Source organism: Deltaproteobacteria bacterium CG11_big_fil_rev_8_21_14_0_20_42_23 (genome assembly GCA_002796345.1).
Lineage (GTDB): Bacteria > UBA10199 > UBA10199 > 2-02-FULL-44-16 > 2-02-FULL-44-16 > 1-14-0-20-42-23.
On record PCXC01000011.1, the window covers coordinates 14,917 to 27,421 of the forward strand.

General features: G+C 43.0%; 8 protein-coding genes. 1 reads left to right on the forward strand and 7 read right to left on the reverse strand.

What is annotated here, in order from left to right; all coding sequences use genetic code 11:
* Position 1 precedes the first annotated feature (1 nt).
* Complete coding sequence (locus tag COV43_01570) at positions 2 to 3,460, reverse strand: DNA polymerase III subunit alpha (GenBank protein PIR26438.1); 3,459 nt, start codon at positions 3,458 to 3,460, stop codon at positions 2 to 4.
* A 116-nt stretch (positions 3,461 to 3,576) separates the two neighbouring features.
* On the opposite strand from COV43_01570, the gene COV43_01575 reads away from it, so the two are divergent.
* Positions 3,577 to 4,749, forward strand: a complete 1,173-nt coding sequence (locus tag COV43_01575; GenBank protein PIR26439.1) for a hypothetical protein — start codon at positions 3,577 to 3,579, stop codon at positions 4,747 to 4,749.
* A 58-nt stretch (positions 4,750 to 4,807) separates the two neighbouring features.
* Here the strand turns inward: COV43_01575 and COV43_01580 are convergent, their stop codons facing one another.
* From COV43_01580 to COV43_01605, 6 genes are all read right to left on the reverse strand, one after another.
* Complete coding sequence (locus COV43_01580; protein PIR26440.1) at positions 4,808 to 5,317, reverse strand: hypothetical protein; 510 nt, start codon at positions 5,315 to 5,317, stop codon at positions 4,808 to 4,810.
* A 159-nt stretch (positions 5,318 to 5,476) separates the two neighbouring features.
* The gene (locus COV43_01585) at positions 5,477 to 7,018 is read right to left on the reverse strand and encodes a glutamine-hydrolyzing GMP synthase (GenBank protein PIR26441.1); all 1,542 of its coding nucleotides are present in this window, start codon (positions 7,016 to 7,018) and stop codon (positions 5,477 to 5,479) included.
* Between the two features lie 29 nt (positions 7,019 to 7,047).
* Positions 7,048 to 8,514: an IMP dehydrogenase gene (locus COV43_01590; GenBank protein PIR26442.1), complete on the reverse strand. Its 1,467-nt coding sequence runs from the start codon at positions 8,512 to 8,514 to the stop codon at positions 7,048 to 7,050.
* Between the two features lie 91 nt (positions 8,515 to 8,605).
* Positions 8,606 to 10,549, reverse strand: coding sequence for a hypothetical protein (locus COV43_01595; GenBank protein ID PIR26443.1), 1,944 nt, complete (start codon positions 10,547 to 10,549; stop codon positions 8,606 to 8,608).
* 24 nt (positions 10,550 to 10,573) lie between these two features.
* Positions 10,574 to 11,812: a hypothetical protein gene (locus tag COV43_01600; GenBank protein ID PIR26444.1), complete on the reverse strand. Its 1,239-nt coding sequence runs from the start codon at positions 11,810 to 11,812 to the stop codon at positions 10,574 to 10,576.
* The gene (locus tag COV43_01605) at positions 11,776 to 12,501 is read right to left on the reverse strand and encodes a hypothetical protein (protein ID PIR26445.1); all 726 of its coding nucleotides are present in this window, start codon (positions 12,499 to 12,501) and stop codon (positions 11,776 to 11,778) included. Before COV43_01605 ends, COV43_01600 begins: the two co-directional genes overlap by 37 nt.
* Between the last annotated feature and the right edge of the window lie 4 nt (positions 12,502 to 12,505).

Below are 12,505 nucleotides of genomic sequence, written 5' to 3' on the forward strand. Positions count from 1 at the left end.
CCTAAACAGTCGTAAACTTCATCACGTCTTCACCAAAGCGATGCGAAATATCATGTGCCAGCTCTCGTGAAGGCATGACGTAGAGTTGCGGGGGAAGAGATAAAACCGTTTCTGTTTTTCCATCTGTAAGAAAATGCAGAAAACTTGGGCAACTCCCTTTATGCTGAGTGAGCATTTTTTTTAATTCATCTAAATCACTGCTTTGAACTTGCTTCGTATCCAAATAAAAATGGACACTCTTCGTAAAGTTAATCGCCACTTCATCAACAGAGCAAATGTCTTTCGCGATTATTTTTACTGTTTCACCATCAGACTCTGCAAGCCCCGTCACAAAAAGTGGTTCATCGGATTTGATAAGATCGGAAGCTTCAGAATAGAGATCGGAAAAAACAACCAACTCAACTGTTCCCTGCAAATCTTCAAGCGTCACAAAAGCCATGCGATCGCCTTTGCGTGTCATAATTTCTTTCATTCTTGAAACGAGACCGCCAACTCTCACTTCTTTATTTTTTTTCACTTCTTGAACAGATAGCGTATTGCTCGTGGCATACGTTTTTAAAAGCAGTTCATATTGATGAAGAGGATGACCAGTAATATAAAGCCCCAACGTTTCTTTTTCGTAAGAAAGCCGTTCTTTTTCCTGCCATTCCGGAAGCTCTGGAAGTTTTTCTTCTGTAAACTCAGTGTCGGAGCTGTTGAAGGTATCAAAAAAACTTACCTGTCCTGAAAGCCTGTCTCGTTGATGCGAGAACGCCATCTCTAAAGCGTGATCAAGTCCGGAAAAAAGCGAAGCCCTTGTCGTTTTTATAAAATCAAAAGCTCCACATTTTATTAAACTTTCTAAAACACGCTTGTTCACTTTTCTTGTATCAACGCGTCGGCAAAAATCGTGAAGCGAACGATAGGCTTCTGTTTTCTCACGTTCATGCACAATACTTTCGATAGCTGCTGCGCCTACATTTTTTACAGCGCCCAAACCAAAACGAATAATACCTTCTTCAATAACTGAAAAATCTTTTACACTTTCGTTTACATCTGGCGGCAGAACTTGAATAGCATGCGTTTTGCAGTCAGCAATGTAGGGAAGAACTTTATCGGTGCTTCCTTGATCGCAGGTCATGATGGCGGCCATATATTCGGTGGGATAGTGAAATTTCAAGTAGGCTGTTTGATATGAAACAAGGGCATAAGCTGCCGAGTGACTTTTGTTAAAACCGTATTCAGCAAACTTCGCCATAAGATCGAAAATAAACTCAGCCTTTGCATCTGGGATTTCATTTTTCTTTGCACCTTCTAAAAACTTTTCGCGCTGCTTTTCCATTTCTTCTGGTTTTTTCTTTCCCATTGCTCGACGAAGCAAATCTGCATCGCCAAGAGAGAAGCCCGCAAGCTCAGATGCAATGCGCATTACCTGTTCTTGATAAACAATAACTCCGTACGTATCTTTCAAAATGGGCGCAAGATGTGGCAACGAATATTCAATCGCTTTTCTGCCATGCTTGCGGTCGATAAAATCATCCACCATTCCACTTCCAAGTGGACCGGGTCTAAAAAGGGCTACAAGAGCTACAATATCTTCGAAACTACTAGGCTTTAGCTTTAGAATAAGCTCGGTCATTCCCTGACCCTCTAGCTGAAAGATGCCAAGTGTATCGCCCTCGGAAAGTTTTTGATACACAAGTTCATCATCAAGCGGAATGTCATCTATATTGAGGGTTTCGCCACGATGCTTCTGAATAAGCTGGAGGGTGTCATCTATTACTGTAAGCGTTTTCAATCCTAAAAAGTCAAACTTAATGAGACCAACACTTTCAACTGCTTTCATGTCAAACTGTGTAATCACCTCATCATTTTGGCCTTTTGAAAGAGGGAGATATTCAGTGAGTTCTTTATCCCCAATCACCACTCCCGCTGCATGCGTTGAAGCATGGCGCGGATAACCTTCCAGCTTTTTTGCAATTTCTATCAGCTTCGCAATTTGCGGATCTTTCTTCATCGCATCTACAAGCTTTGGTTCTTGCTCCAAAGCAGTTTGCAACGTGGTGCCAAGTGTATCGGGAACAAGTTTTGCAATTCTATCTACATCGGCGTAAGGCAGACCTAAAACCCGCCCCACATCTCGAATTCCTGCCTTTGCCTTCATTTTTCCGAAGGTAATAATTTGCGCCACGTTTCCATATTTTTGTGCAACGTAGTCAATGACTTCATCTCGTCGTCGCATACAAAAATCGATATCAACATCAGGCATGCTAATACGTTCGGGATTCAAAAACCGCTCGAAAAGTAAATCATGGAGAAGAGGATCGATATTGGTAATCCCCATTACATAGGCAACAAGAGAGCCTGCAGCAGAGCCCCTTCCCGGACCAACAGGAAGTGAACTCTTGCGTGCGAAAGAAATAAAATCAGCAACGATAAGAAAGTAACCAGCAAAACCCATTTGTTTGATGATGCCAAGTTCTCGTTCAAGCCTATCGAGATACACTTTTCTTTTTTCTTCATTGAGTTCACCCTTTGCTTCGAGGTGAGATAATTTTTCGTCTAATCCCCTTCTGGATTCAGATTCAAGAAAGGCTTCCAAGTTTTGCCCTTGTGGCGGTTCAAAATGAGGAAAGTGATATTCTGTGGTGTTCAGATCGAGATCGATGGAATCGGTAATGACAATCGTGTTGTCCAGTGCTTCAGGATGATCTTGAAAAAGTTTTCCCATTTCAAGTGGTGACTTGAAATAGTACTCATCATTTTGCATTTTTTGACGTCGATCATCATGAATGGTTTTTCCATCTTTAATACACATCAGCACATCAAATGATTCTGCATCTTCTTGATGCAAATAGTGGACATCATTCGTAGCAACAAGTGGCAGGCCTTTTTGCTTGGCAAGATACAACAACGAATCAGTTACCTTTTCTTCTTCTGGCAAACAATGATTGACCAGCTCAACATAAAAACGCCCGTCAAAAAGTTTGAGCAACGCGTCTGCTTGTTGATGAGCTTCTTCAGTTTTGTCTTGAAGCAAAAGCTTCGCAAGCGGGCCTGTCATGCCTCCTGACAAAGCAATAAGGTCTTCGCTGTAAGCCGTGAGCAATTCCAAATCTACTCGAGGTTTATAGTAAAATCCTTCCAAATAACTGTTGCTGACCATGCGGCATAAATTTTTATATCCATTTATATTTTTCGCTAACAACGTTAAGTGCGTTAAACTTTTTGCATACCGAGGATCACGCTCTTTTCGCTTTCCTTCTGGAAGAAAATAAATATCACAGCCGATAATTGGCTTCACTCCTGCCTTCATCATTGTTTGAAAAAATTCGTAGGCCGCAAACATATTTCCATAGTCAGTAATGGCAACAGCTGGCATACCAAGCTCTGCCGCCCTTGTTGCAAGCTTTTGAATGGAACATGCACCGCTTAAGAGGCTATAATTGGTGTGAAGGTGAAGATGAACAAAACCCCGCATGAGAAAACTCCAAAGACATTATAAGAAAAAGGTTGATTTTACTCAAAAAAACCGCTTTGTGTAAAAGTTCGTAGCTTAATACCCATGCTTTCAACCTTTTTCAAGGAGTATATTCCATGGAAACAACACTCGTAACAAGCCCTGAGGGGATTTTGTCAATCCTCATCGCCACCTGTCTGTTTTTTTTCTATTTGGAAAAAACTGGCAAAATGAAAAGTATTTTCAAAATTTTTCCACCGCTTATCTTCATTTATTTGATTCCAGTGTTCTACAGCAACTCTGGCCTTATACCTCAAAGTGCACCAGTATATGACACGCTCAAAACCTACTTACTCCCTCTTTTCATTACCCTCATGTTGCTTGATGTTGATATTCGTCAATGCGTCAAGGTGATGAAACGTGGAACCGTGGTGATGCTGTTTGGAACGCTTGGCGTTATAGTTGGAGCCGTTGGTGCTTACGCCATCGTAAAAAATTTCCTTGAACCAGAAGCTTGGAAGGCCTTTGGAACCTTGGCTGGAAGCTGGATTGGCGGAACCGGAAATATGGCTGCCGTTGCCGGCGCTCTTAATACACCGGAGCATCTTTTTGGTATTGCAGTTTTGGCCGATAACCTTGTCTATTTAGTTTGGCTTCCCATTATGCTCGCTTCAAAAAATTGGAATCGTTTCTTCCAACGTTTCACCGGAGTAAGCGATGAATACACTGAGAAAATGCACGAACTTGCTTCAAACATGGTCCAAAAGGATAAAACAGTTGAAATGACCCATGTTCTTGGCCTGCTGTTCTGCGGATTTGCCGTTACCTGGGCAGCTACTACTCTTTCAACCTTGTTTCCTGTGCTTGAGCCCGTTTTCTCACCTGCTGTGTGGAGAATGCTGCTTATTACTACATTTGCTCTTTTGCTTTCTTTTTCTCCAGCAAAGAAACTTCAGGGAAGTCATGCTATTGCTATGGCTCTGATTTACGTTTTTGTTTCTATGATGGGAGCAAGAGCTGACTTAAGCGGTCTCACTCAAGCACCTTGGTTTATCGCTGGTGCTTTCATTTGGATTTTCATCCATGGCTTATTCTGTTTGCTTGGTGCAAAAATTATGAAGGTTGATGTCCACACTGCAGCCATAGCTTCTGCAGCTAACATTGGTGGAGCTGCATCAGCACCAATTGTTGCAGCTTACCATAACGAAAGCCTCGTGCCCGTTTCCATCCTCATGTCTTTAATTGGTTATGCTGTTGGTAATTATGGTGCTCTTTTGGCTGCACAAATTTGTTATTGGATTGGTGGTTAATAAAAGACCTCCTTCGCACTCCAAAAAGCCCACTGTAAAGTGGGCTTTTTTTATTTTTTTACTTCACTTCTAAAACAGAAAAAAGTTGTTTCGTGAGACTGTTTTCTCGTTTGTAAAATCCTTGCGTGTGGAAAGAGTCCTCAAGCTGTAGGGCTGTATAATCGAGGTGATGTAAAAATTCGTGAATGAGGGTTCTAAAAAAAGTTTTGAACGCAACCACTTTCTTTTGTTTCACGGTTCTCAGCCATAAGGTGATCACTGCATGTTGAGGACCGCCTTCAAATTGATACAAACCATGCAGCTCACCATGTGAATTGGAAGGCCTCACGGCAAGCACTTTCATTTTTGGAACTGACACGAAAAACACGGCTGACAAGGCTTTGAGACACGCAGCACATTCACGTTGAACCGCAGATGCATCTTCTTGCGCCAATGCCATTTTGATCTTGTTTAAAAAAGGAAGAAAGGCTTGAGGATCTTTCACCCGCGCAACGACAATGGCATCGCTTTTATCGTAGATGGCTTTTTCTTTTTTGGTGAGCTTTTTATAGTAAGAAAATTTTGGCATACGTGGATAATTAATGTGCTGTCATCACGAGGAAGCGAAGCTGACGTGGTGATCTCGATTTTTGAATTGTCGGAGGAGATTGCCACGTTTCGTTTCACGAAACTCGCAATGACAAAATCCTCATTATCCACACACGCCCTAGCGTTTATTACGCAGCAATCATTCCCACTCTATGGTTCCTGGTGGCTTTGAAGATATATCGTACACCACCCTATTTACACCCTTCACTTCATTGATAATGCGATTGGAAACGGTACCCAAAAGGTTATACGGAAGATGCGACCAATCGGCTGTCATTGCATCGGTGCTATTTACCGCACGAAGTGCAATTACGTTTTCGTAGGTGCGTTCATCTCCCATCACTCCAACGGCTTTCACTGGCAAGAAAACGCAAAAGGCCTGCCACGTTTTTTCATACCAACCAGAGTTCTTTAACTCTTCCATAAAAATGGCATCGGCTTCACGCAAAATATCCAGCTTTTCCTTCGTCACTTCTCCTAAAACACGAATCAATAAACCTGGCCCAGGAAAAGGATGACGGTGAATCATCTCTGCTGGAAGTTTGAGTTCTTCACCAACAGCCCTCACTTCATCTTTAAAAAGTTCACGAAATGGCTCAACAAGTTTTAAATGCATTTTTTCGGGCAAGCCACCAACATTGTGGTGCGTCTTGATTGTAGCCGATGGACCTTTGAAGGAAACCGATTCAATCACATCCGGATATAAGGTTCCTTGAGCCAAAAACTTTGCGTTACCAACTCGCTTTGCTTCTTCTTCAAAAATTTCGATGAAAAGATTTCCCGCTTTTTTTCTTTTTTCTTCAGGGTCACTAATGCCTTTTATTTTTTTAAGAAAGCGATCGCTTGCGTCAACCACATCAAGTTGAATGTGAAAATTATCTCGAAAGATTTTTTCTACATAGTGACGTTCATCTTTTCGCAAAAAACCATTATCTACAAAAATACACGTGAGCTGATCGCCGATGGCCTTGTGCAGCAGCACAGCAGCAACCGAAGAATCAACACCACCGGAAAGACCACAGATGACATTCTCTTTTCCAATTTGTTTTCTGAGCACTTCAATTTGAGTTTCAATAAAGGAATGCATGTTCCAATTAGCTTCACATTTCGCGACATCGAAAAGAAAAGCTTTTAAAATTTTTTTCCCCTCAAGCGTGTGAACCACTTCAGGATGAAACTGCAATCCAAAGATAGTTGAACTTGCATTCGCAAATGCTGCACATGGAGAATTTCCACTAATGGCAATGACATCAAACCCAGGTGGCACCTTGGCTATACGATCACCGTGACTCATCCATACTTGCATTGGCCAGGTTTTGAGGTGATTGAAAAGTACTGTCGATTTAGTATCCTTGAGATAAGCCTTACCATATTCCCGATGAGCAGCAGCTTCAACTTTTCCGCCAAGCACTTGAGTAATGGCTTGCATACCATAGCAAATTCCCAAAACAGGAATTCCCATTTGCAAAATTTCGGGATGAAGCTTTGGTGATTTTTTATCCAAAACAGAATCTGGTCCGCCAGAAAGAATAATGGCTTTTGCCCCAAATTGTTGCACTTCTTTTAAGGGTAAGGTGCAAGGATGAATCTCGCAGTACACATGCATTTCCCGAATGCGTCTTGCGATAAGTTGAGTATATTGAGAACCAAAATCTAGGATAAGAATTTTGTCTGTAGACATTTCTAAAACCTTAGCTTTCTAAATGGAAATTATGCTCCACGATAATTAGGGGCTTCTTCTGTTACCACAACATCATGAACATGAGATTCTTTGAGGCCTGCTGAAGTAATTTTTACAAATCGAGTTTCACTTGCAAGGGCAAGAAGATTTTTTGAACCCGCATATCCCATGCCCGAGCGAAGACCACCGATGAGCTGATAAATGACATCCCTTAGTTTTCCTCGGTACGGAACCCGCCCTTCAATTCCTTCCGGCACCAGTTTTTTTGCATCATTTACTTCACCCTGAAAATAGCGATCTTTGCTGCCACGTTGCATCGCACCAAGTGAACCCATGCCGCGGTAAAGCTTGTAGCTTCGGCCTTGGTAGACGATGGCTTCTCCTGGCGTCTCTTCCGTTCCCGCAAAAAGCGAACCCACCATCACCGCACTTGCTCCTACTGCCAACGCTTTTACCATATCGCCGGAGTGTTTCACGCCGCCATCGGCAATAACGGGAACATTTTTCTTTTTGGCTACTTTCAATACTTCGGAAAGTGCCGTTACTTGAGGAACTCCGCAACCAGAAATAATGCGTGTGGTACAGATAGAACCTGGGCCAACACCAACCTTCAAAATACTTGCTCCTGCAGAAATGAGATCTTCGGCAGCGTCAGCAGTGGCAATGTTTCCAGCCACGATAATAAGATCGGGAAAAGCTTTACGCATTCTTTTCGTCATTTCAATGACGCCTTCGGAATGACCATGCGCTGTATCAATAACCACTAGATCTACACCAGCCTGCACACAAGCGCTGGCTCGGTCGAATTCTTTATCACCCACTCCAACGGCAACACCAACTCGAAGTCTGCCATTGGCATCTTTTGTAGCTTTGGGATAGTCTTGCACTTTCTTGATATCGCGAATGGTAATGAGGCCTTGAAGGTGAAAGTTGGCATCTACAATGGGAAGCTTTTCGATGCGATGCTGATGCAATATTTTTTTTGCTTCTTCCAGCGAAGTACCTGGTTTCGCCGTCACAAGCCGTTCCGTTGGCGTCATCATTTGCGAAACAAGGCGTGATGTGTCTGTTTCAAACTGAAAGTCACGTCGAGTAAGCATGCCGACAAGTTTTTTTCCTTCGGTAACGGGAAATCCGCTTACACCTTCACTTTTCGAGAGAGCCTCTACTTCGCCAAGCGTTTGTCCAGGCGCCACCGTTACCGGATGATCAACCAAGCCACTTTCGAAGCGTTTTACTTTTGCCACTTCTGCAGCTTGAGATTCGATGCTCCAGTTTTTATGAATAATGCCAATGCCACCTTCTTGCGCCATGGTAATGGCAGCTTTTGACTCGGTAACCGTATCCATCGCCGCAGAAATAAGGGGAATGCTTAGGGTGAATTGTGGTGCTAAAAGTGTAGAAACATCAACGTCTTTTGGGAGTACTCGCGAACGCGCAGGGACAATTAAAATGTCATCATAGGTGAGGCCTTCTTGGATGCGTCCTTCCAACATCGCGGGACCCTACATAAAAGCTTGTTCCATTGTCAAGCAAAAAAGGGCTTTAAACGCCCTTTTGCTCTCCTTTTGCTAAAATGAACTCTTTTTAACGAATCGTAAAAAGCACCCGTCTGTTTTTTGCTCTGTTGTATGCTGAGTTGTTTGGTGCAGCGGGTTTGCTGGCTCCGAAGGCGACGGGATCTAGCTTTAAGCTTTTTCTTATGCCTCTTGCTTGAAGCATTTTGATAACTGCTCCCGAGCGACGCTCGGAAACAAGCTTATTCACTGCTGAAGAACCAATGCTGTCGGTATGACCAGAAATTTTCACGGTGCGAATCCACGTGTTTTGGTTGAGCACTGCAACCACGTCATCCAAAGCGGCAACGGCATCACGACCCAAATCCCAACTGTTAAAGTCAAAGTAAACTGGCCTTGCAGCTAGAACTTGTCCACCCGCAATCACAGAACGCTTGTTGTCTGGGCAACCGTCATAATCGGCTATGCCATTTTTATCTTCCATTTGACCCGGACAAGCATCATCGAAGTCGAGGATGCCATCTCCATCTGAATCTCTTCCAGCCATGGCTTCCACCACCGACCACTCGGCAGAAGCGTATGTTTGCCGAAGCTCGTAATACTTGGGACAACGTGGGCTATCGATGCCTTGTGCAAACGCTTCGGGTGCTGGACAAGTGTCCATCAGTTCAACGACTGAAGCCAGCTCGTAATATTTCGGGCAACCGGGATCGTGTAAAGCTGAATCAAAGTCTTCGGGATTGTTTGGACAACGAAGTTTCATTTGGCTCACCGAAAGGGTAACCATGTTATACAAATCGAATTCACTGTATTTGTCGGCTAAGCTAAACACCTTTGGACAAGCTGGATCGTGAATTTTTGGATCAAACTTTTCTGCATCTGGACAGGAGAAATAAAGTGCAGCGACATCACGCAGCTCGTAATACTTGGGGCAGCGCCTGTCATGAGTATCTGGAGAATATTCTTCTGCATCAGCAGGACACGATTCTTGAAGTTCATAAAAAGCCGTTGTGGAAACCGTTTTATCAAAAAGAGCCAAAATGGCGTTGTCGTACTGTTTGTCGCGTGATCGATAGTTGTTGTTCATATAACGATAGCTCAGCTGAGCCACCCCGCGGACACGCGCCCCACCGACACCACAAGAGATACAGGTTCCGCCTGCCAACTTTGCACCAAGGCCAATACGAGAAGAATCAATGGCAACACCAGCCAAGGCTTCGGATTGATTCAAGTCTCCGTTGTTAAAAAAATTGCTGTTCATCGGCCCAAAGGCATTCACTTCTGCAAAAAGTGAAAACAGCGGAGAAATCTTAAACCGACTTCCAAGACCTAAGAAAAGCCGCTCTCTATAATTGATATTATAAAAAGTAACACGATCATTATACTGAAGTGCTGCATTTAAAGTGATGAGCCATTTAGGATGCGGAACCCAATCGAAAAGAAGCTTTCCCCCAAAAGCATATGTGGCGTCGCCTACAAAATAAGTACTTTTGCCCACGGGAAGTGTTGCATAAGGAAGAAAAGCAATTCCAACTTTGTGACGGGTAAGATCGAGTAAGCGAATTTTTGCTTCTACTTCTACATCTCCAAGACTCATTTTGTTTGTGAAACCCGTTCCTGGAATTGTATTTGGATCTTGAAAACGATTGTAGACAACATATGGCACTTGGGCCCCAAGCTGAAGCCAATTGGTAAGACCAAGCGCAAATGCAGCGTGCGTCACGATCAGCTGATCGATAACCCCCTGAAGCTTCACTCCACTTTGGCGAAGATCGAGGGGATGGTAAGCGTATGTAGTGGATTCACTCACATACAACTGCCAAGGATAAAGGACGCGTGTTCCATCCAACATGGCGTAGTCATTCTTGCCTACTGCTGGGGTGAAAAAGAGTGCATTAAAGGTTGTATTTGCTGCGTACACTTTGGGTAAAAATGAAATGTGAGTAACGATGAAAAATAGAAAAAGGATGAAATAAAAAAAACTTTTTTGAAAACACGAAAATATTTTCATCATTACGTTCTCATAAAATGAAGTTTTTTATTTTGCAAGGGGAACCCATTTTTTCTTCTTCTCTTCTATTTTGTATCCGTACAAATAACTTTTATTTGCCAAAATATACAAGGTATTCTCAAGCGCCACAGGATCTGCGTAAGCACCATGAGGAATATAGCGCGTAAAGAGCAAATCACCATTATCACGATCAACAAAATACACTTCGTCTTCAGTGGTCGTCACAGCGATGAAACTTGGATTTCCCAAAACAGGTGAACCTAACCACGAAACTCCAAAGTCTTGCTGCCACACAAGAAAACCTGTTTTTGCATCGAAGGCCGACAACACTCCACTGCCCGTCACAAAAAGTTTGCCCTCGTGGTAAGAGAGATTTCCATCACCGGCATTATCATGAGACCACATAATATTTCCGGTGAAGGGATCGATGCGAAAGAGACCTCCGTCTGCCGTAGCCGTGTAGAGTGAATCATCGGCAACAAGACTTTGCGTATCAACATCAAAAAACTGCTCGCGCCTGTCTCCCAACTGCCTCAGCCAACGAATATCTCCAGTGTCTTTTTGATAAGCCACAAGCAAGCCCGAAGAACTTCCCACAAAAATCATATCTTGGAAGAGTGTGGGGTTGCTCAAGCCATGAATGGAAAACCCCCACGTTTTTTCAAGCGCATCGGTATGCCACAGTTCAGCGCCAGTCTCTCTGCTTATCGCAAAAAGTCTGCCCGAATGCGTGAAGGCATAGATTTTTCCATCCGCTACGAGAGGCTTTGAAATAATGGCATCATCCAACTGACGTCTCCACACTTCTGCACCCGTCTCTTTTGAGAGAGCATACAGAAAGCCTTTTGCATCTCCAAAAAAAACAGTGTTGTCATCAAAAGCGGCGGTAGATTCAACGGGGCCAAGCGTTTCAAAGGACCATCGTTTTTTGAGCGTGAAAAGATCAACCGCATAAAAACGATTTGCTTCCACACCAAGATAGATGGTTTTTTGATCGATAGCAGGATGAGAAAATTGAAAAGGTCTTCTGTTAAAGAAAGAACTTTTTTTGAATCGCACTAGTTTACGTTGGGTTACCTTTAAGTGTCTTGTTTGCTTTCGGATATCTTTCCACTCGCGGTAACACTTTTTAATTTGGAGAGATTCTACACTGGAAACGTGAGGCTTAAAGCACGTGCTCGCCTGAAGAACAGGAGTAAAAAAACAGCACAAGAGAAAAGCACAAATACTTAGGAAACATTTTCTTGATTGACGGCTGAAAGCCATATGAGTCTCTCCTGACTTCGTTCTTTCACAGATTCAAACGCTTTTTCACTTCTTTCCAAAAGTTCTTGGTACAAGTGTTTGGCTTCGGCTTTTTTTCCATCAAGTTCAAAACAAAGTGCCAACTGAAACAAACTTTCAGCTTCCAGCACATTACCCTTTATGTGAGACGCTTCTTCAAAGAGTTTTGCTGCAAGGCCAAATGATTTGGTATCGCGATAAAAATTGGCCATCTCAAACAAAAGCGCTGTATGAAAAAAAGGATCGTTGCGCGACGTTTTCTCAAGTGCCCGAAAAATACTTTCGGCTTCTTCCTTGTTTTGATCTGAGATGTAACCTTGGAGAAGCTTGAACTGAACTAGCTTTGCCGTTGCTGTGTTTTCATATTGAGCCACAATATGCTTAAGGGCTTCACGTTCTTTTTCACCTTCGAGTTTTTCTTTTTGAAGCATGTAATAGGCAAGCGAAGCCTGTTCATTTTTTTGGCTTTTGTAATACGAAAAACCATAAACAGAAGCGAGCACTCCCACCAATACCAACACACTTGCTAATAATTGTTTCCATCTTTCTTTAAAAAAAAGAAAACCATGCAGAAGTGTTTCTTTTACAGCATCGTGGCGATACGCTTTTCGAAGATTTCCCTGTTTCACAAAACACTCCCTCTGTAGAATTAAGGCTAGAGCACGTAGCAAAGCC

Bases quoted from the DNA above. Each gene is read 5' to 3' on its own strand.
- COV43_01570 (PIR26438.1), bottom strand. From the start codon at position 3,460: ATGCGGGGTTTTGTTCATCTTCACCTTCACACCAATTATAGCCTCTTA.
- COV43_01575 (PIR26439.1), top strand. From the start codon at position 3,577: ATGGAAACAACACTCGTAACAAGCCCTGAGGGGATTTTGTCAATCCTC.
- COV43_01580 (PIR26440.1), bottom strand. From the start codon at position 5,317: ATGCCAAAATTTTCTTACTATAAAAAGCTCACCAAAAAAGAAAAAGCC.
- COV43_01585 (PIR26441.1), bottom strand. From the start codon at position 7,018: ATGTCTACAGACAAAATTCTTATCCTAGATTTTGGTTCTCAATATACT.
- COV43_01590 (PIR26442.1), bottom strand. From the start codon at position 8,514: ATGTTGGAAGGACGCATCCAAGAAGGCCTCACCTATGATGACATTTTA.
- COV43_01595 (PIR26443.1), bottom strand. From the start codon at position 10,549: ATGATGAAAATATTTTCGTGTTTTCAAAAAAGTTTTTTTTATTTCATC.
- COV43_01600 (PIR26444.1), bottom strand. From the start codon at position 11,812: ATGGCTTTCAGCCGTCAATCAAGAAAATGTTTCCTAAGTATTTGTGCT.